The sequence below is a fragment of the uncultured Senegalimassilia sp. genome (genome assembly GCF_934630535.1).
Taxonomy (GTDB): domain Bacteria; phylum Actinomycetota; class Coriobacteriia; order Coriobacteriales; family Eggerthellaceae; genus Senegalimassilia.
Window position 1 is genome coordinate 129259 of record NZ_CAKTVU010000002.1, and the last position, 18388, is coordinate 147646.

Consider the following 18388-nt stretch of genomic DNA (forward strand, 5'->3'; position numbering starts at 1 on the left):
GAATGCCCCTTGCTAGTTATCTTCGCGTAACTTATCATGCAAGGAAGCCTTGGCAAACATTCCCGCTGAGCGCGTGCACGAAACCGAAACAATGAAAGACGAATCCGAATGACCGACGTTTCCGCCTACAACGCCATCCCGCGCGCGGTTCGCTCGCTGTACGAGCCGCAGCTCGAGCAGTTCGGGATCGTCGTCCGCCGCAACGGCGAGGGCTGGTCGGGCACGAGTCGGAGCACGTGGGGCCGAGGGTCGGCGTGGGGCATGCCCGTCGGGGATTTCTGCATCGCGTTCAGCCACGAGGTGTATATGGAGCGCGATATGGCGCTGGTCGAGTCGCCCGAGAGCGCGTATGCGTGCGTGTGCATGGTGTCGGAGGATTCGAAGGCCACCATGCCGCGGATGATCGACCGGCCGCGCGCGCTGCTCGACGGATCGCTGTACTCGTTCGTGCAGCCTGCAGGCTCGTTTTCCGGCACGCTGCGCCGGGGAGGCCTGTATTCGTCGCGCTGCATCTGCTTTCTTCCACAGTTTTTCGAGGAGCTCAATTTGCGCTGGCCGGGCGCGTTCTCGGGCATGTTCGAGCGGTTCGGGCGCGCGTGGGGCGAGGCGCAATCGCGCATCATCATGTCGGCGCTGCTGGGCACCGGGCCGCAATATCGGCCGGGTTCGGCGCTGCTTATCCAGGCGCGCGTCGAGCAGATGGTGGCTGAGCTTGCCGCGTCATGTGCCGGTGACGGAAGCACGCGGTGCGGCGCTTCGTCGCGCGAGTGCGGCGGACTTGCCCTTGAGGCGCAGGCCGCCATCGAGCGCATGCTCGACGAGGGACGCGCGCCCGGCCTCGACGAGCTTGCGAGCATGCTGTTCGTGAGCCGCTCGCACCTATGCGCGGCGTTCTCGCGCGAGACGGGGCAAAGCATCGGGCGATACGCGAAGACGCGCCGAATCGAACGCGCAAAGGTCCTGCTTGCAAGCGGCGATTCGGTTGCGTACGTGGCGGCGCGCCTGGGTTGGCCACGACCTTCGGCGTTCTCGCAGGCGTTCAAGCAGGCAACCGGCGTCTCCCCCACCGAATGGCGCGATGCGCGGGAGGGGTGATCGGGGAGAGGGGTGAAGCGAGCGGTGCGTATTCATCCGTTGCGGCTAACCCTCAACGGTTTGCGCCCACTCCACCAGCGGTTCGAAGTCCCATGTGCCATCGGCAGTACCGAGCATGGCTTTAAGAAGCTCGGCATGGGATGGCTTGAATTCGCACCCGGACAACCTGAGGTATGTGCCCATGAGGGCGGTGGCGGTTCGCTTGTTGCCGTCGGCGAACGGGTGGTCTTTGATGATGCCGTAAGCGTATCTGCAGGCTTTGGCCACGTCAGTCGGGTACAGCTCGATGCCGGCGAAAGACTGAAACGGCTGCGCGAGCGCGGACTCCAAAAGCCCCTCGTCGCGTACGCCATCGATTCCGCCGAACCTGGCAACCACGGCAGAATGTATCGCGAGAGCCTCTTCTTTGGTGATGGGTCGGAAGCTCATTTTGCAAGCTCCTCGAACACGTCGGCGTACTCGTCCATGAAGTCGGCGGCTACGTCAACGGCTAATGCTTCTGCCTTGGCCGGCTGGATTATCACCCAAGGCTCGTTATTCTTCAGAACGATGACCGGCTTGTTGGTCCTGTTCACCTCCGTCGCTACACGGGAAAAGTCGGCTTCGACCTCCGCAAGGTCAATGGTCAGCGCGGCCACGCGAACCTCCTTACACTCTGACCAGCATTATGACCAGATTATAAGGCGCAACCCAGCTTAACGAGAAGCAGCCTCGCGACTCGGAACGCACGGCCAAACAGGATCTGAACCTGACGGAAGACATCGGGAGTCATTGGGCTTGCTTGCATGGTTGCAAATGCAGGTCGATTCCCTCCATTTCCAGCATCTAACGTGGTTTCGTTTGCGTCACTCTAAAGCATGCCCGATCGCCGCGCCGGCGCCGGCATCGTTTTCGTTCGTGTTCCCCCACATGCTGGCGATTTTGTGTGGTCGAGAGCTGTGCGGCTCGAAGGCGTTACCATAAACACCCTCTTGCGGCTAGGCATGCCGTACAATCTGAAGACACATCACGCTCCATCCGGGGAAACGGCCCGGTTGGGGCTTTGTCGTCTCCATCGCCGGCGGGTCGCGTTGCAGGAGTTTTGAAACCGACCATCACGACGCGAAACGAAGGCCATGCAGCGAGACAAGATCAAGCCCATATTATTCAGCATCATCAAGCACTCCAGCAAAGAGGAGCTGCGCCGCCAGATTCCGAAGGACATCGTCTCGGGCGTGGTGGTGGCCGTGGTGGCGCTGCCGCTTTCCATCGCGCTGGCCATCGCGTCGGGCGTAGGCCCTGAGCAGGGCCTTTACACCGCTATCGTCGCGGGCTTCCTGATCGCGTTCTTGGGCGGCAGCCGCGTGCAGATCTCCGGCCCCACGGCCGCCTTCGCCACCATCGTGGCGGGCATCGTGGCCACCGACGGCATGGAGGGCCTGGTGGCGGCCACTATCATCGCCGGCGTGATGCTCGTGCTCATGGGCCTGCTGAAGCTCGGCACGCTCATCCGCTTCGTTCCCTACACCATCACCACCGGCTTCACCGCAGGTATCGCGGTGACCATCGTGATCGGCCAAATCAAGGATTTGCTGGGGCTGATGTACCCCGCTGGCACCACCACCGTCGAGACCACGGACAAGATCGGCGCCCTGGCGGCCAACATCTCCACGGTGAACTGGCAGGCCGCGCTGGTGGGCGTGGTGTGCCTTGCCATCCTGATGCTGTGGCCGAAGGTGTCCAAGCGCATCCCCGGCTCGCTGGTGGCCGTCATCGCGGGTGCCGCCATGGTGCCCGCGTTCGGCCTGCAGGTCAACACCATCGGCGACCTGTACACCATCGAGGCGGGCCTGCCCACGCTGCAATTTCCCCAGCTCAGCCTAGACCTGTTCCGCGACGAGCTTGCCAACGGCATCACCATCGCCATCCTTGCGGCTATCGAGTCGCTGCTGTCGTGCGTGGTTGCCGACTCCATGATCTCGGGCCATCACCGCTGCAACATGGAGCTGGTGGCGCAGGGTGTGGGCAACATGGGCTCGGTGCTGTTCGGCGGCATCCCCGCCACGGGCGCCATCGCGCGCACGGCCGCCAACGTGAAAAGCGGCGGCCGCACGTCCATCGCCGGCATGGTGCACGCCGCGGTGTTGCTGTTGGTGCTGGTGTTCCTGATGCCCTACGCCGCGCTCATCCCCATGCCCACCATCGCCGCTATCTTGCTGCAAGTGGCCTACAACATGTCTGGTTGGCGCAACTTCGCCCACCTTTGCGCCACCGCCTCGCGCGGCGCTGTGGCCACGCTGTTGCTGACGTTCACGCTCACCATCGTGTTCGACCTGGTCACCGCCATTGCCGTGGGCATGCTCATCACCGTGGTGCTGTTCATGAAGATGGTCTCCGAGGAGACCGAGGTGAAGGGCTGGACGTACTACTGCGACAAGGATTCCGAGGTCACGCACCTGCGCGAGCTGCCCAAGAGCGTGCGCGTGTACGAAATCAACGGCCCGATGTTCTTCGGCATGACCGACCGCATCTCCGACATCTCGGTGAAGGACTTCACGAAGTACCTGATCATCCGCATGCGCGGCGTGCCCTCGCTGGACGCCACGGGCATGAACGCGCTGGAGAACCTGTACGAATACTGCGCGGAAAACGGCGTGCAGCTGATCTTCAGCCACGCCAACGAGCAGCCCATGAGGACCATGCGCCGCGCCGGCTTCGTCGACCTGGTCGGCGAGGAGCGCTTCCGCCCGAACATCGACGACGCCATCGCCTACGCCCGCACCCAACTCGAGCAGGAGGAGAAAGCAGCGTAAGGCGCCTGCGAGGAATGATGGGTTCGCAGCCCCCGTGAACAGGGGGACGGAGGTGCGTTCATGCGGGCCGCTCGTGAGGCATGACCACCCCGCTGGCCCAACGGTCCGCAGACAACCTAACGAAAACGCAGATGTGCCCGCGGGATTTCGCGGGCACATCTGCGTTTCGATGGGGTTGACCCTACTTGCTGCCAATAATCGCGCGAGTGCGTGTTCAGGGCCCCGGGTTGGGCGTTCTGGCGAATTATTATCGAGAATGTATCCTGATAGTATGCCATAATCCATGCAATTCTGCTTGCTGAACGAGAATTTTGCGTCGAATACCTCGCAGCATCCCCGCATCCACACGCACTCGCGCGTTTTTTGGCAGCAGCTCTCCGAAACCCTACTGATTCCGCGCGGCGCGTGGAAGCACGAAAGCAAAGCGTTGCAAGGCCACCGCGCCAAAGCCCTCAGCCGGACGCTTATCAGCTCGAAATGGGCAAAACGTAATGGAAGCTTCCGCCGAGGCCGGCTTCTCCATCCATCAATCCAAAAACTGGACCTCGCCGGTGTCGGTGCGGTAGAGGGCGCCTATTACCCGCAAGCCGTGTTCTGCTTCGTCGGTTCGAACTTTGCGGCTTTCCTCGATGCGGCGGACGCTGTGCGCAACGTTGGCCAGGCAGGCTGCGGCTTCGTCGGTTTCGTCGCCGATGGCGTCGGCGATCTCGTCGGTGATGAACTTCACCGTGCCGTAGGGCTCGTGGTGCATGGCCGCGTCGACGGCGCCGCAGCACGTGTGGCCCAAAACCACCACCAGGTTGCAGCCCAGGTGGTCCTCAGCGTACTCGATGCTGCCGAGCTGATGCTTGTCCACCACGTTGCCGGCCACGCGGATAACGAACAGATCGCCGATGCCCGCCGAGAAGATGGCCTCAGGGATCACGCGCGAATCCGAGCACGCCAGCACGATGGCGTACGGGTGCTGACCTTCGCGAAACGTCTGTTGGCGCAGCTCCGGCGACACGTCGCCTTGCGCTTGGTTCGCGTTCAGATAGCGGGCGTTTCCCTGGCGCAGGCGCTCGAGCGCCTCATCTGCCGATAGATTGCAAGATTCGTGGCTCATGGCGGGCTCCCCTTTCGTTATGTTCACGCTCAGCTTACCGCGTTGCGCAAACCTAAACGCATTTCTGCCGACAAGCTGCAGAACCTGAGCATGTACAATAGGGCGAACCGAGGGGAGAGGAACTGCCATGTCGAAACAGGCGATCTTGGAACTTGACCACGATGCGTGCAAAACGCAGGCGATGACGTATCTCGAGCAAGGCTTCAATTGCGCACAGGCGGTCGCTTGCACGTTGGCGCCGGCGATCGGGCTTGACGTTGACCAGACGTTTCGCCTGATGGAGGGATTCGGCGGCGGCATGGGCGGCTATACCGAAACCTGCGGCGCGGTGTCGGGCGCCGTCGTGGCGGCCGGGTGGGTCAAAAGCACCGGTAGCGAAAACCCCGTCAGTAAGATGGGCACGTACCAGCTGGCCGATCAAATGTGCGCGCGGTTCAAAGCGCAAAACGGCACCACCATCTGTGCCGAGCTCAAGGGCATCGGCAACCCCGCAGGGCCGATCCGCTCCTGCCCCGACTGCATCCAAGACGCCGTGGACATCGCCATCGATGTTCTTCAGGCGGACGCGCGCGCTGGCGCGTAGCTTCACCGGAACATTGCGCTATAGTTGACCTCGTCATACAACTTACGCGTAGAAAGCACCTCATGTCCCGCATCAAAACCCTTGCGCCCGGCATTGCCGTAAGCGCCCTTATCGCCGTCGTTTGCTGGTTTCTCGGCCAGGCGGTGCCGCTGGTGGGCGGCGCCGTGTTCGCAATTTTGCTTGGCATGGTCATCGGCACGTTTTGGAAGGAGAAGGGGGCTGCGGGGCCGGGCATCAAGTTCGCGTCGAAGAAGATCCTGCAAACCGCTGTGGTGCTGCTGGGTTTCGGATTGCCGCTGACGCAATTGGCCCAGGTGGGGGCCATGTCGCTGCCCGTCATCCTGTCAACCATCTCCGCGTCGCTGATCACCGCGGCCGTGCTGTGCCGCGTGATGCACGTGCCCGGGCGCACCGCCACGCTCATCGGCGTGGGGTCCTCGATCTGCGGCGGCTCGGCCATTGCCGCCACCGCGCCGGTCATCAAGGCCGACGACCAGGAAGTGGCGCACGCCATATCGGTGGTGTTTTTGTTCAACGTGCTGGCGGCGCTCATCTTCCCCACCCTTGGCGACGTTATAGGTTTGAGCGATAACGGCTTCGGCCTGTTCGCGGGCACCGCGGTCAACGACACGTCGTCGGTAACCGCCGCCGCAGCCGTGTGGGACGGCATGCACCCCGGCGCGAACGCGCTCGATTACGCCACCATCGTCAAGCTCACGCGTACGCTGGCCATCATCCCTATCACGTTCGCGCTGGCGCTGTGGGTTTCCGCACGCGAGCGCAAGCAGGCCGCGCAAAACGGCGCGGATGCGGCTTCCACCAGCGGTTTCAGCCTGAAACGCGCGCTTCCCACGTTCATCGTGCTGTTCGTGTGCGCCTCCCTGGTGGCCACAGGTGCCAGCGCCGCGGGCATCGACCCGGCCGTTTTCGCGCCGCTCAAAACGCTCAGCAAGTTCTTCATCGTGGTAGCTATGGCGGCCATCGGCCTGAACACCGACGTGGTCGGCCTGGTGAAATCGGGCGCGAAGCCCATCGTGCTAGGCGCGGCATGCTGGGTTGCCATCGCGTGCACAAGCCTGGCGGCGCAGCACATGTTAGGACTCTGGTAACGCCGGGCAAGCAGATGCCGGGCCCAGCCCCGCTGAGCCTGAACCCGGCTCGGGTCTAGGCTGCAACCCCAAGAACCCGCAGTCCACAGGCTTGGGGCTTGGGGCTTGGGACCTCGGCCGCGGGCTCCCAAGCCCCAAGCCCGAATCCCTCAAACGCCTGACCCACCGAGCCCGGACCCGACATCGGGACCTCAAACCACCGTTTCCGCAGTTCACGCAAGTTCGCAAATAGAGAAAGGGCCGATATGCTGACCATCGGTTGCCATCTGTCAACGTCAAAGGGCTTTCTGGCCATGGGCGAAACCGCGCTTTCCATCGGCGCGAACACGTTCGCGTTCTTCACGCGCAACCCTCGCGGTGGCAAGGCGAAGGCCATCGACCCCGCCGACGCCGCAGCACTGCGCGCGCTGATGGCCGAGCACAACTTCGGCCCGCTGGTTGCGCATGCGCCTTACACGCTCAACCCCTGCTCGGACAAGCCGCACGCCCGCGAGTTCGCGTTGGAATGCATGGCCGACGACCTGGTGCGCATGGAATCCGTGCCCGGCAACTACTACAACTTCCATCCGGGAAGCCACGTGAAGCAAGGTGCGGAAGCGGGCATCGAACTGATATCGGGCCTGCTCAACGAGGTGCTGCGCCCCGAGCAGACCACCACGGTGCTGCTGGAGGCCATGGCGGGCAAAGGCACCGAGGTGGGCCGCACGTTCGAGGAGCTGGCCGCCATCATCGACCGCGTGGAGCTTGCCGACCACATGGGCGTGTGCCTGGACACGTGCCACATCCACGACGGCGGCTACGACATCGTGAACGACCTGGACGGCGTGCTCGACGAGTTCGACCGCGTGATCGGCCTTGACCGCCTGCGCGCCGTGCACATCAACGACTCGAAGAATCCCTGCGGGGCTCACAAGGACCGCCACGAGTGCATCGGCCAGGGCTTCATCGGCGTCGACGCGTTCCAGCGCATCGTCACGCACCCCGCGCTTCGCGACCTGCCTTTCATCCTGGAAACCCCCAACGAACTGCCCGGCTACGCAGCCGAAATCGAACTTTTGCGTGAGCTGGCGGAAAGGGAGTAGGCAGCGAAAAGGCCGTAGGCGAAGGGGACGCCGGCGCCCGGGCAACGCACGCGCCGGCGGAAAGACCAGGCGGCGAAGGAGGGTCGCTGGTGCATCCGCCTGCCGCTGACCATGTAAAACTGTAGGTAGCCCCGGCAAACATCGCACTTCTTCCTGCCGGCTTCCCCTTCCCCGCCCCTTCCTTCGCCATATATTCCCAGGTCAGCCCTGTTATCGTTTTGACCGATAGCAACCCATCGATAAATATCCTAGTAACCTACGTTGAATACCGGGCGATTCGGTGGTTCAATACGAACAGCAAAACCACGGCGGACGAAGCGCCCGCCGGCACTACGCGATCCAAGGAGCAACGCATCATGGCAAAGAAGAACATCCCGTACGACCAGAAGTACTACGATCCGGAAATCGAGTGCATGCCGCGCCCCGAGCTTGAGCAGCTGCAACTCGAGCGCCTGCAGACCATGGTGCAGTACGCCTACGACAACACCGTCTACTACAAGCGCAGCTTCGACGCCGCCGGCGTGAAGCCCTCCGACATCAAGACGCTCGACGACCTTGCGAAGTTCCCCTTCATCAACAAGCAGACCGAGCGCGACACCCAGCACGTGGGCAGCTTCTTCGGCGAGCTGTGCAGCGTGCCCGAGGAGGACGTCGTGTTCATGGCAACCTCCTCCGGCTCCACCGGCGTGCCCACGGTCAGCCCCTTCACGCAGGAGGACTTCGACCTGTGGCAGGACACCGAGGCCCGACTGTTCTGGCAGGCCGGCATGCGCCCCAACGACCGCTACGTCCACGGCCTGAACTTCGCCCTGTACGTCGGCGGCCCCGACGTCATCGGCGCGCAGCGCCTGGGCGCGCTTGCCATCTGGGCCGGCGCCATCCCCTCCGACCGCCTGATCTTCGTGCTGAAGCAGTACCAGCCCACCATCATCTGGACCAGCCCCTCCTACGCCTGGACCCTGGGCCAGAAAATCAAGGAGAAGGGCCTCGACCCGCGCAACGACTTCAGCATCCGCACCATCATCGTCGCAGGTGAGCCGGGCGGTTCCATCGAATCCACCCGCGAGAGCATCGAGGAGCTGTGGGGCGCGAACGTGGTCGACTTCTTCGGCCTGTCCGACATCTACGGCGCCTGCGCGGCCATGTGCGAGGCGAAGGACGGCCTGCACATCGTTGAGGATCAGATCCTCGTTGAGACCGTCGACCCGGTCACCGGCGAGGTGCTCGAGCCCGGCAGCACCGGCGAGCTGACCTACACCACGCTCATGAAGAAGGCCCGCCCGATGATTCGCTTCCGCACCGGCGACATCGGTTACGTTTCCACCGAGAAGTGCAGCTGCGGCCGCACCCACGCCCGCATCCACGTGACCGGCCGCAAGGACGAGATGTTCATCGTCGGCGCCGTGAACGTGTTCCCCTCCGACGTCGAGTACGTCGTGCGCAAGGAGCCGGGCCTGACCGGCGAGTACTCCATCCGCGTGTACGACGAGAACTTCACCACCCGCTACGAGGTGTCCGTCGAGCGCGCGCTCGGCAGCGACGAGCCCTACGACCAGGTGTCCAAGCGCGTCGAGGCGGCGCTGAAAGCCCATACGGGCGTGCGTCCGGCCAAGGTCATCGTGTTCGACGCCGACAAGCTGGGCACCTCCAGCGAGCACAAGGCCAAGCGCTTCATCGACGAGCGCGACAGCGCCAAGTAAGCGGCGGCGCAAAACTCCCTGGTTTACATCGGCCGCTTCCCGCGAAGGGTTTTGCGGGAAGCGGCATTAAGCGAAAGGATCTCCCATGGCATACGATTTCTCCGTTTCCGGGCAGCATTACCTGTTCAATGTCCAGACGTTTGCGCACACGGTGCTGGCGCTGGGCGGCGACTCCTATAACTACGCGTTCCGCGACCGCACCACGCAGGGCGTCATCGACGACGTTGCGTCGGGCGAAAGCGAGCTGGGCGTGGTGTTCGAGACCTCCGCGACCGCTGCGGACCTTGATGCGGCCTTCGACGCCGCCGGCCTTGAGTTCGTGCAGCTGGTCGAATCGGCCCCGCGCGTGGCGCTGCCGGCCAGCCACCCGCTGGTCAACGCGTCCAGCCTGACGCTCGAGCAGCTGGCTGATTATCCCTACATTTACTTTGACCAGGGCAAAGACGCTCCAGCCGCCTTCTTCGAGGAGGCGCTGGGCGACCAGCCGCGCGCCAAGTCCATCGCCACCACCGACCGTGCCAGCCTCTCCGAGCTGATCGTGGCGCTCAACGGCTACACGGTCACCTCCGGCATCCTGGTGGGCATCTCCGACGGCGCGCAGCTGCGCACGGTGCCGCTTGACGCGGACGTCACGCTGCGCCTGGGCTACCTGAAGAAGAAGGGCGCGCAGCTCGACGGCACCGCGGCGCGCTTCGTGGCGACGCTCGAGAAGAACCTGGAACGCTACGCCAAGTTCTAGGAAACGCGGTTTTGCGACCTTGAAGGGGACGAGCGCACTCGTCCCCTTTTCGGCGTTTTGCGGGCAGACGCCGGGCCCGCCGGGTGCCGGGCAAAAGCCTGGCGTATGATGGAACGGCGTATCCAAGACGGGAAAAGGTTTCACATGATAGAAGTGCTTTGGCATGGCCGCGGCGGACAGGGGGCCTTCACCGCCGCTCGGCTTCTGGGCGCGGCGGCGTCGCTTGACGGCAAACGGCACGCGCTTGCGTTCCCCTCGTTCGGCCCCGAACGACGCGGCGCTCCCATGCGCGCGTTCACCAAGATCGATACGGTGCAAGTCGGTGACCGAAGCGCCGTTTCTAAAGCGGATTTCGTGATCTACCTGGACGGAACGCTGCTGGCGCCCAGCTGGGAGCGCGAGTTGAAGCCGGGCGGCATATGCCTGGTGAACACCGCCGAGGCGCTGGACGATCCGCGCTTGCTGGCCATCGACGCGGACGGCCTTGCCACCGAGATCCTAGGCCGGCCCATCCCCAATACGGTGTTTTTGGGCGCTTTGGCGCAGCTTGCCGATTGCGTGGACCGCGAAAGCGTGGAGGAAGCGATCCGCCAGTACATGCCCGCGAAGCTGCACGAGGGCAACATCAAGGTGGTCGAGCGCGCCATCTCGCTGGTCCAGCAGGCCGACGTTATCGGGCATGAGGAAGCTGCTAGCGGCGAATTCGCAGGTCATCCGTGCGATACGGCGGAGCCGGTAACCGGTTTGCACCGGTCAGCGCATTCTATGGCAGCCCATATGCCGCAGCTGTTCGCCACCGTTCCCGAGCCTTTCGCCTACGCCGACACAACCTGCTACACGGCGGGCTACCTGACGCAGGTCAACGCGGGTTGGCGCAACGTGCGCCCGGTGCTCGACGCGGATGCGTGCACGAGCTGCCTGCAGTGCTACCTGTACTGCCCGGACGGCGCCATCTTCAAGGTTGCCGGCCAGAACAAGGCGGGCGTTTCAGTGGATATCGACCTTGATTTCTGCAAAGGCTGCGGGGTTTGCGCCGCCGCTTGCAAGTTCGACGCGCTTTCCATGGCGCCCGAAGCGAACGCGAAGGAGGCGTGATGAGCATGAAGCGTTTTCTATCCGGCGACGAGGCGTTCGCCGAGGGCGTGCGCCTGGCGCGGCCGCAGGTGATCTCGGCCTACCCCATCACGCCGCAGACCGTCGTGGTCGAGCGCCTTTCCGAGATGGTCGAGGAAGGCCAGCTGGCGGCCGAATACGTGCACGTCGAAAGCGAGCATTCGGCCCTGTCGTGCGCCATCGGCGCGTCGGCCACGGGCGCGCGCACGTTCACGGCGACGTCAAGCCAGGGCCTGCTGTATATGGCCGAGTGCCTGACCTACGCCGCGGGCGGGCGCTTTCCCATCGTCATGATGAACGCGAACCGCGCCACCGCGCTGCCGTGGAACATCTACGGCGACCAACGCGACAGCCTGGCGCTGCTGGATCACGGCTGGGTGCAGGCGTACGCGCAGGACAACCAAGAGGCGCTCGACCTGGCGCTTATGGCCTATGCAGTGGCCGAGGACCCCGAGGTCCGCACGCCGTTCATGGTGAACTTGGACGGTTTTGCGCTCACGCACACCTATGAAAGCGTGGACATTCCCGACCAGGAGCAGGCCGACGCGTTCCTGCCGCCCTACGACGGCGCGGGCAACCGCTTCGACTTCGCAAACCCCGTCAACATCGGCTACTCGGCGGGACCGGAGTTCAACCGCTACTTCAAGCACTCCGCGCACGAAGGCATGCTGGCGGCAGCAGACGCCGTCGAGCGCGCGGAGGCGCGTTTCGCCGAGGTTTTCGGCAGAAGCTACCCGGGGCTGATCGAAGCCGTGGACTGCGACGATGCCGACATCGTTCTGGTCACGCTAGGGTCCATCGCCGGCCTGGCGCGCGAACGCGTGGCGCAGCTGCGCGCGCAGGGCGTGAAGGCGGGCCTGCTGCGCATCCGCTACATGCGCCCGTTCCCCGCGCAGCAGATCGTCGCGGCCCTGGCGGGCACGGCGGCGGTCGGAGTGCTGGAGAAGGATGTCAGCTTCGGCGCGGAAGGCACGGTCATGACCAACGTATGCTCCGCGCTGCAGCAGGAGGGCAACTCCGTGCCCGTGGTGAACTTCGTGGGCGGCCTGGGCGGCGACGACATCACGCAGGCCCAGATGAGAGGCATGTTCGAGGTGCTTTCCCAGATCGCCGAGGGACGTATCGCGCCCGAGGATTGCCCGCGCGTGGGCTTTTTGGGCGTCGACTCCGTGGCCGACGAGTTCGGCAACCCCTGCTGCGAAGGTTGCGGGGCGGCCGCTGCGGGCGGCGACTCTGAAGGCGTGCGCAAAGGTGCGTGCGCGACCGATGCGGAAGGAGGCCGATAGCTATGGCTTTGAACGCGAAGACCCTGCCCGATGACGAGTTCTTCTTCGGGCACAAGGCCTGCGCCGGATGCGGCGGATCGCTTGCCGTCCGCGCGGCGCTCAAGGTGCTCGGCCCGAACGCGGTGGCGGCGCTGCCGGCGGGCTGCATGAGCGCCGTCGGCTTCAATTTCCCGCAACTTTCGTTCGCCAACAACGCGATGATCACGCCTTTTGCGGCGACGGCGAGCGTGCTCACCGGCATCGAGTCAGGTTTGCGGGCGCAGGGCATCAAACCCGACGACTGCACCGTGGTTGGTTTCGCCGGCGACGGCGGCACCGCCGACATCGGCCTGCAGGCGCTCTCGGGCGCCATCGACCGCAACGACGACGTGCTCTACATCTGCTACGACAACGAGGCGTACATGAACACGGGCATCCAGAAGAGCTCGCTGACGCCCTTCGGCGCGAAGACCACCACCACGCCGGCCGGGCGCAACGCGCACGGGTGCCTGACGCAGAAGAAGAACGTGTTCGAAATCGTTGCCGCGCACGGCATTCCCTATGCGGCCACGGCGAGCGTGGGGTACCTGCCCGACTTTCTGCGCAAGCTGGAACGCGCCCGCGACATCCGCGGCACGCGCTTCATCCACGTGATCGCCCCGTGCCCCACCGGCTGGGGCTGCCCCGAGGCAGACATGGTGGACGTGGCGCGCGATATCGTGGATTGCGGCCTGTGGTACCTGGCCGAGTACGAGGGACCCCAGGTCAGCGACGTGCCGGGCGGGCAGTTCAAACTCAGCAGGAACCCGCGCGAGTTCGCCAGCGTGGAGGCGTACCTTCGCCGCCAGGGCAGGTTCCGCGCGCTCACCGACGACGAGATCGCGCAGGTCGAAGCCGGCCGCGACGCGAAATGGGAGCAGATCCGCCGCGACTGGACGGCGTAGAAAGCAAAACCCTATAGAAACGGAAACCGGCGCTCGAGGGCGCCGGTTTCCGTATGGAGGGGGATGCCGCTATGGGGAGATGCGACATCGAATATGTTGCGGAGCGCTTATGCCTGAGGGACGATGATGGTCGGCACCTTCAGGTTCAAAAGCACGCTGTGCGTGACGCTGCCGAACAGCGTGCGGCCCAACGCATTGCGCGAGTTGGTGCCCATGACCAGCATGGATGCTTCCTTGCTGGCTTCAATAAGGGCACGGGAGGGCGAGGAATCCTCAACGGTGCGACCCGTAACTTGCAACCCCGGATATTCATAGGCAAGGCGACCGAGCTGACGGTCGAGCTCGGCCTGGCGCTGTTCGCCAACAGGCGTCAAGCCGCCGCCCATGGATTCCGCGGTGCGCTCAAGCCACGCGGGAACGCCCCAGGCGCTGATCAGCTCAAGCGGCTGCTCGAATGCTACGGCCGCGCGCGCGGCGAAGTCGATGGCGCGAGCGCTGACCGCCTCGTCGGGGCCGACGCCCACGACGATCCCGGAGCCCTGCTGCTTCGCATCCCAGTCAGCGGGCACCACAACGGTAGGAACGCTGGTGGACACGGACACGCGCAGGCCCTTCGCGCCGCCGATGGTTTCGCCGATGGTGTGCCCATGGTGGCTGCCCAGCACGATGAGGTCATGCATGGCCGCGGAATCGGCGAGCACGCCGACGATGTCGCCAACCGAGACGCTGGCCTGGATATGCATATCGGGATAGCTTTCCAGGGCTGCCTGACGTTTCTTCTCAAGTGCCGCCGTTGCGGTTTCGGTGATGGTTTCGACGCTTACCCCGGCTTTGTTGGCAATCGCCTCGTCGATGACCGCCAGCATATGGACGTCGTAGCCGACCACGCGAGCGAATCGCACCGCCCAATCAAGGGCGCGACGCCCGCGATCGCTGCCGTCAATGCCTACCAAAATGCTTCCCATTGCAACTCCTAACGAAGTAATCGCATTCGGATATCGGTCAGAAGATGATACCCGCCAAAAGCACCTATCCGCAATCGCTGATTAGTGGAACCTGAGCGCTTTGCCCGACGAGCGTTTCGCAACCGCTCGCAAGCCTTCGGCAAGTCTCATTAAACACCAGCACCACCCACTTGAGCAGTAAAAACCCTGTAAATCTGCCGCGAAGGGCACATCAAAGAGCACCTACACCCTCGAACATACCCTGAGCCACAACTAGCACTCCGGTAAAGATTGTTTTCGAAAGGAAAACTGCAATCGCCGATTTGACCGCACGCAAAATGTACGCTTGACCGAAAACGCTAAGGACGATAAAGTAACGCTACTGATACGGCCCCGTGGACTCTAAGTGAGGCGGGGACTAGAAGGGTCGCTAGCCTACCGGGTTAGCGACCCTTTGACTTATAAGGGCGGCGAACAACAAGGGAATTCAAGCTACAGACGGGCTTATGCCGCTGTCGAGAACCGAGCGAACGCATTGCGCCTCGAAACGGAAAAGCAATTTGCCAACCGAAAGAAGCGCTATGTGGTTTTGACATTCGGAATAAATGAAGGTAGAGTATTCGGCGTGATGAGGTTGCGAAACGGTACGTCCGCCGCAATCCAAGAAAACCGCCGAAAGGCGGTTTTCTTGTATAGGGGGATCATGGACAAACCGTTCAAGACCATTGAGGAGCAAATTGAGCTAATCGAATCGCGAGGGATGATGACGGACGATAACACGCCCGGAATTCTATTGCGCGAGGGATACTACTCTGTTATCAACGGTTACAAAGCACCCTTCATCGACAAAGCGGCAACCGCCGCGGCGGGTGACGACAGATACTCGCCAGGCTCGAAGTTTTCAGATATTTACAGCTTATTCCGATTTGACCGAGCGTTAAGGCTTCTTCTGTTCGGCCGTTTTTCCATTGCCGAGGAAACGTTGAAGACCATCGCGTCTCATTGTTTTTCTCAAGCCCACACGGGAGAACGCGAGCCTTACCTGGACCCTGCTAACTACGATGCAGAAAAGCACCAGGTAACCAGACTTATCTCGGATTTCGAAACTGCTCTTGGCAGAAACCCGCGAAGGCAGCCAAAACACAAACTCTACCTGCAGCATTATGTATCGAATCATGACGAGGTGCCAGTCTGGGTGATTATGAAGTACATGACGCTAGGGCAAGCGTTCAAGTTTTACTGCTTCCAGCCAGAGTCCGTTCGAAACGATGTAGCTAAGACCTTCTCAAAGCTATACGCTAGCTGCCATGCGAAACCGATTCGCATCAGCCAAAGAAAACTGCGCTTGGTGTACGATCACATCAAGGATTTTCGCAACATATGCGCCCACGATGAAAGATTGTACTGCGCAAGAGTCGCGCCTTCTTCCGACACGGCAATCGGCGACGTGGTCAAAGAGCTGCAGCTGGTGCTGTCAAAGGAAGAGTACGTGAGCTTCTTGGCGGACTATCTAAAAATAATGCCGGAGTTAGCAAGGGGCATCGATCACAAAATCATGGCAAAGGTATTGAACGACATGAAAATGGGTCCGATTATGGAATCATTCGTGATCAACGAGTGATTCCATGCGCTACCATATGCCTAAGAAGGCCCCAGGAGCCGCGCAACATGAAGAGCAAAAAGGCAGCGCATCTTAGCGCATCCGCAAATCGCACGCAGCTAGAGGCGCTACAGGAAGCTCGTTTCGCACTAGACCCATCTGATTGGCGAGCAGAGGCAACGGCCCGCTGAGCAACCTCAGCCTCGCGGGAGGCACGCAGCAAACGACATGGAAAGCCGGTGCGAACAATAAATTTGCAAGGCCGCAAAACATGCGCCCCTCGGACGCGCTATAGCCGAGAGGCGCTAGAGAATGCATCCTCAAACACGCGAACTCATTATGTGCCACAAGCTACCGGGGGTGACAGAAAGGCACTGCTTCTGGGCAGATGAACGGCTCGTGGTCGACGCATTCAAAGAGGACTATGTTGCAAACAATGAGAGGACTTGAGATATTTTAGGATATGCTCCTATATTTCCCCAGGTCAAAATCCTAGTGGAACATGGGAATCATAAGCCAGAGGGCGAATAAGACGATCGAGACGCAGGCAGTGAAGCAGATCACAGAGACCACTCGGTGCAGCAGATGAGCGTTGCCCTGGGCATCCACCGAGCCGTCGGCCCACATGCGCAAACCCCAGGCATACAGAACGCTGATAAGGCTTGCGACGCAAACCGCGGTGAATAGAACGGTGGCGAAGCTAATGATTTCAGTCGTGATCATGTTCTACCTTCCTTACGCAGCCTGAGCTTGAGGCTGAACCATGCGAGTCTTTTCGGCGTTGATGTTCACCTCGTGGCTATCGTTGACGTTGCCGCTGTTGACCGGATTGCGCTTCGAAAGGCGGAAGATGATCAACGCGACGCACGCGGCGATGACAACCGTTGCCACGGTTCCCCAGACGCCGGTTTTTGCCAGCGCGCAGGCAAGAGCGCCGACGATACCGGCCGCGGGGAAGGTGACCAGCCAGGCGATTGCCATACGGCCAGCAACGCCCCAGTTGACCGGATTGCCCTTCTTGCCAAGGCCGGTACCGATGATGGAGCCGGAGCAAACCTGCGTGGTGGAAAGCGCGAAGCCAAGGTGGGACGACACCAGGATGGTGGTTGCGCTTGCTGCCTCGGCGGCGAAGCCCTGCGGGGTGCTGATCTCGGTCAGGCCCTTGCCCAGCGTGCGGATGACGCGCCAACCGCCCATATACGTGCCGGCGGCGATGGCGAGGCCGCAGATGGCGACGGCCCAAAGCTCAGGACCGGAGCCGGAAGGCTGCAGACCCACGGCGATAAGCGTCAGCGTGATGATGCCCATGGTCTTCTGAGCATCGTTGGTGCCGTGAGAAAGCGCCACCAGGCAAGCGGTAACCGTCTGGCCGTGACGGAAGCCGGATTCAACCTGCTTCTCGCTCATGTGCTTGACCACGGCGAAGATAAGCTTCACTGCGCAGAATGCAGCAAGACCGGCGACAACGGGAGACACCAGAGCAGGGACGAGGATCTTGGTGATCACAGCAGCGAAGTTCACGCCCTCAACGCCCGCGCCGATGATGACGGCGCCGACCAGACCGCCGAACAGCGCATGGCTGCTCGAGGAAGGAAGGCCCACCAGCCAGGTGAGCAGGTTCCAAATGATGGCACCGATCAAGCCCGCCAAGATGAACTCAGGCGCGATGGTGACAACTTGCTCGTTGATCAAACCACCGGAGATGGTCTTTGCGACCTCCACAGACAGAAACGCGCCGACGAGGTTCAGCGTACCCGCGGCCATGACGGCGGTTTTGGGCTTAAGCGCGCCCGTCGCGATGGACGTGGCCATTGCATTGGCCGTATCGTGGAAACCGTTCGTGAAGTCAAACGTCAATGCGGTGACGATCACCAAGCCGACGATTACCAGCGTTGCCGGATCCATTACTTTCGTTCTCCCTTCGAAAACCTCATTGCGTCGTTAAAGCATCGAACGTTTGAGTGGCTCTACCCCATATGAGAGCCTGTCGGTCTCGAACGCGTTACTGCGACGTTTCAAGGGCGCAGCACACCCTCGGCATGCAGAGAGAAAGTCTAGGGGCGATATGTAAAGCGACTGTAAGGCAGACTTCAGATGAGGGTAATGCTTTTGAGGAATCGGGGAGAAGAAGTGAGAAGACCGCTCATCGTAGAAAGTTCATTCTTGAACTTCAGGGGCTTTATGAAATTGAACACACGGCTATGCGAACGTGCTACACTGCAAGAAATTGAACCTATGAACTCTGAACTGCAACTGAGCGATAACTTCAGCTCATGGTTCAGTTTAAAGGTTCATGGACCGAATTGTTCATACTTTG

17 protein-coding genes are annotated in these 18388 nt (G+C 62.1%); 11 read left to right on the forward strand and 6 right to left on the reverse strand.

Features of this window, described 5'->3' with window-relative positions; translation table 11 throughout:
* The first annotated feature begins 108 nt into the window (after window positions 1–108).
* On the forward strand, window positions 109–1095 hold the full coding sequence (locus tag Q0D52_RS02125; protein WP_294379876.1) for an AraC family transcriptional regulator: 987 nt from the start codon (window positions 109–111) through the stop codon (window positions 1093–1095).
* Window positions 1096–1140: 45 nt separating this feature from the next.
* On the opposite strand, the gene Q0D52_RS02130 is transcribed toward Q0D52_RS02125, so the two are convergent.
* Together Q0D52_RS02130 and Q0D52_RS02135 are read right to left on the reverse strand one after the other, a co-directional pair.
* Complete coding sequence (locus tag Q0D52_RS02130; RefSeq protein ID WP_294379877.1) at window positions 1141–1524, reverse strand: type II toxin-antitoxin system death-on-curing family toxin; 384 nt, start codon at window positions 1522–1524, stop codon at window positions 1141–1143.
* Complete coding sequence (locus tag Q0D52_RS02135; protein ID WP_294379878.1) at window positions 1521–1733, reverse strand: type II toxin-antitoxin system Phd/YefM family antitoxin; 213 nt, start codon at window positions 1731–1733, stop codon at window positions 1521–1523. The genes Q0D52_RS02130 and Q0D52_RS02135 overlap by 4 nt, the downstream gene beginning before the upstream one ends.
* A gap of 477 nt (window positions 1734–2210) precedes the next feature.
* Here Q0D52_RS02135 and Q0D52_RS02140 point away from each other — a divergent pair, with 477 nt between their 5' ends.
* The gene (locus tag Q0D52_RS02140) at window positions 2211–3887 is read left to right on the forward strand and encodes a SulP family inorganic anion transporter (RefSeq protein ID WP_294379879.1); all 1677 of its coding nucleotides are present in this window, start codon (window positions 2211–2213) and stop codon (window positions 3885–3887) included.
* Between the two features lie 526 nt (window positions 3888–4413).
* Here Q0D52_RS02140 and Q0D52_RS02145 read toward each other — a convergent pair.
* Entirely contained in the window at window positions 4414–4992 is a 579-nt protein-coding gene (locus Q0D52_RS02145) for a carbonic anhydrase (RefSeq protein ID WP_294379880.1), read from the reverse strand.
* Window positions 4993–5119: 127 nt separating this feature from the next.
* On the opposite strand from Q0D52_RS02145, the gene Q0D52_RS02150 reads away from it, so the two are divergent.
* The 8 genes from Q0D52_RS02150 (at window position 5120) to Q0D52_RS02185 (ending at window position 13527) form a co-directional block, all read left to right on the forward strand.
* Window positions 5120–5575, forward strand: coding sequence for a C-GCAxxG-C-C family protein (locus tag Q0D52_RS02150; protein ID WP_294379881.1), 456 nt, complete (start codon window positions 5120–5122; stop codon window positions 5573–5575).
* Window positions 5576–5637: 62 nt separating this feature from the next.
* On the forward strand, window positions 5638–6684 hold the full coding sequence (locus Q0D52_RS02155; protein ID WP_294379882.1) for a YeiH family protein: 1047 nt from the start codon (window positions 5638–5640) through the stop codon (window positions 6682–6684).
* Between the two features lie 245 nt (window positions 6685–6929).
* A complete protein-coding gene (locus tag Q0D52_RS02160) occupies window positions 6930–7766 on the forward strand; it encodes a deoxyribonuclease IV (protein ID WP_294379883.1) in 837 nt (278 codons plus the stop codon).
* Window positions 7767–8122: 356 nt separating this feature from the next.
* Window positions 8123–9466 (forward strand): phenylacetate--CoA ligase family protein, encoded by a 1344-nt coding sequence (locus tag Q0D52_RS02165; RefSeq protein WP_294379884.1) that lies wholly within the window; start codon window positions 8123–8125, stop codon window positions 9464–9466.
* A gap of 85 nt (window positions 9467–9551) precedes the next feature.
* Window positions 9552–10205 carry a LysR substrate-binding domain-containing protein gene (locus tag Q0D52_RS02170; protein WP_294379885.1) on the forward strand — a complete coding sequence of 218 codons (654 nt, stop codon included), beginning with the start codon at window positions 9552–9554 and terminating at the stop codon, window positions 10203–10205.
* Between the two features lie 144 nt (window positions 10206–10349).
* Window positions 10350–11300: a 2-oxoacid:acceptor oxidoreductase family protein gene (locus tag Q0D52_RS02175; RefSeq protein WP_294379886.1), complete on the forward strand. Its 951-nt coding sequence runs from the start codon at window positions 10350–10352 to the stop codon at window positions 11298–11300.
* Window positions 11300–12604: a transketolase C-terminal domain-containing protein gene (locus Q0D52_RS02180; RefSeq protein WP_294379887.1), complete on the forward strand. Its 1305-nt coding sequence runs from the start codon at window positions 11300–11302 to the stop codon at window positions 12602–12604. The genes Q0D52_RS02175 and Q0D52_RS02180 overlap by 1 nt, the downstream gene beginning before the upstream one ends.
* Before the next feature lie 2 nt (window positions 12605–12606).
* The gene (locus Q0D52_RS02185) at window positions 12607–13527 is read left to right on the forward strand and encodes a thiamine pyrophosphate-dependent enzyme (RefSeq protein ID WP_294379888.1); all 921 of its coding nucleotides are present in this window, start codon (window positions 12607–12609) and stop codon (window positions 13525–13527) included.
* A 107-nt stretch (window positions 13528–13634) separates the two neighbouring features.
* Here the strand turns inward: Q0D52_RS02185 and Q0D52_RS02190 are convergent, their stop codons facing one another.
* A complete protein-coding gene (locus Q0D52_RS02190; RefSeq protein ID WP_294379889.1) occupies window positions 13635–14492 on the reverse strand; it encodes a universal stress protein in 858 nt (285 codons plus the stop codon).
* Window positions 14493–14925: 433 nt separating this feature from the next.
* On the opposite strand from Q0D52_RS02190, the gene Q0D52_RS02195 reads away from it, so the two are divergent.
* Window positions 14926–16092, forward strand: coding sequence for an Abi family protein (locus Q0D52_RS02195; RefSeq protein ID WP_294379890.1), 1167 nt, complete (start codon window positions 14926–14928; stop codon window positions 16090–16092).
* A gap of 471 nt (window positions 16093–16563) precedes the next feature.
* Here the strand turns inward: Q0D52_RS02195 and Q0D52_RS02200 are convergent, their stop codons facing one another.
* The gene (locus tag Q0D52_RS02200; RefSeq protein ID WP_294379891.1) at window positions 16564–16794 is read right to left on the reverse strand and encodes a hypothetical protein; all 231 of its coding nucleotides are present in this window, start codon (window positions 16792–16794) and stop codon (window positions 16564–16566) included.
* Window positions 16795–16806: 12 nt separating this feature from the next.
* Window positions 16807–17976 carry an inorganic phosphate transporter gene (locus Q0D52_RS02205; RefSeq protein WP_294379892.1) on the reverse strand — a complete coding sequence of 390 codons (1170 nt, stop codon included), beginning with the start codon at window positions 17974–17976 and terminating at the stop codon, window positions 16807–16809.
* Between the last annotated feature and the right edge of the window lie 412 nt (window positions 17977–18388).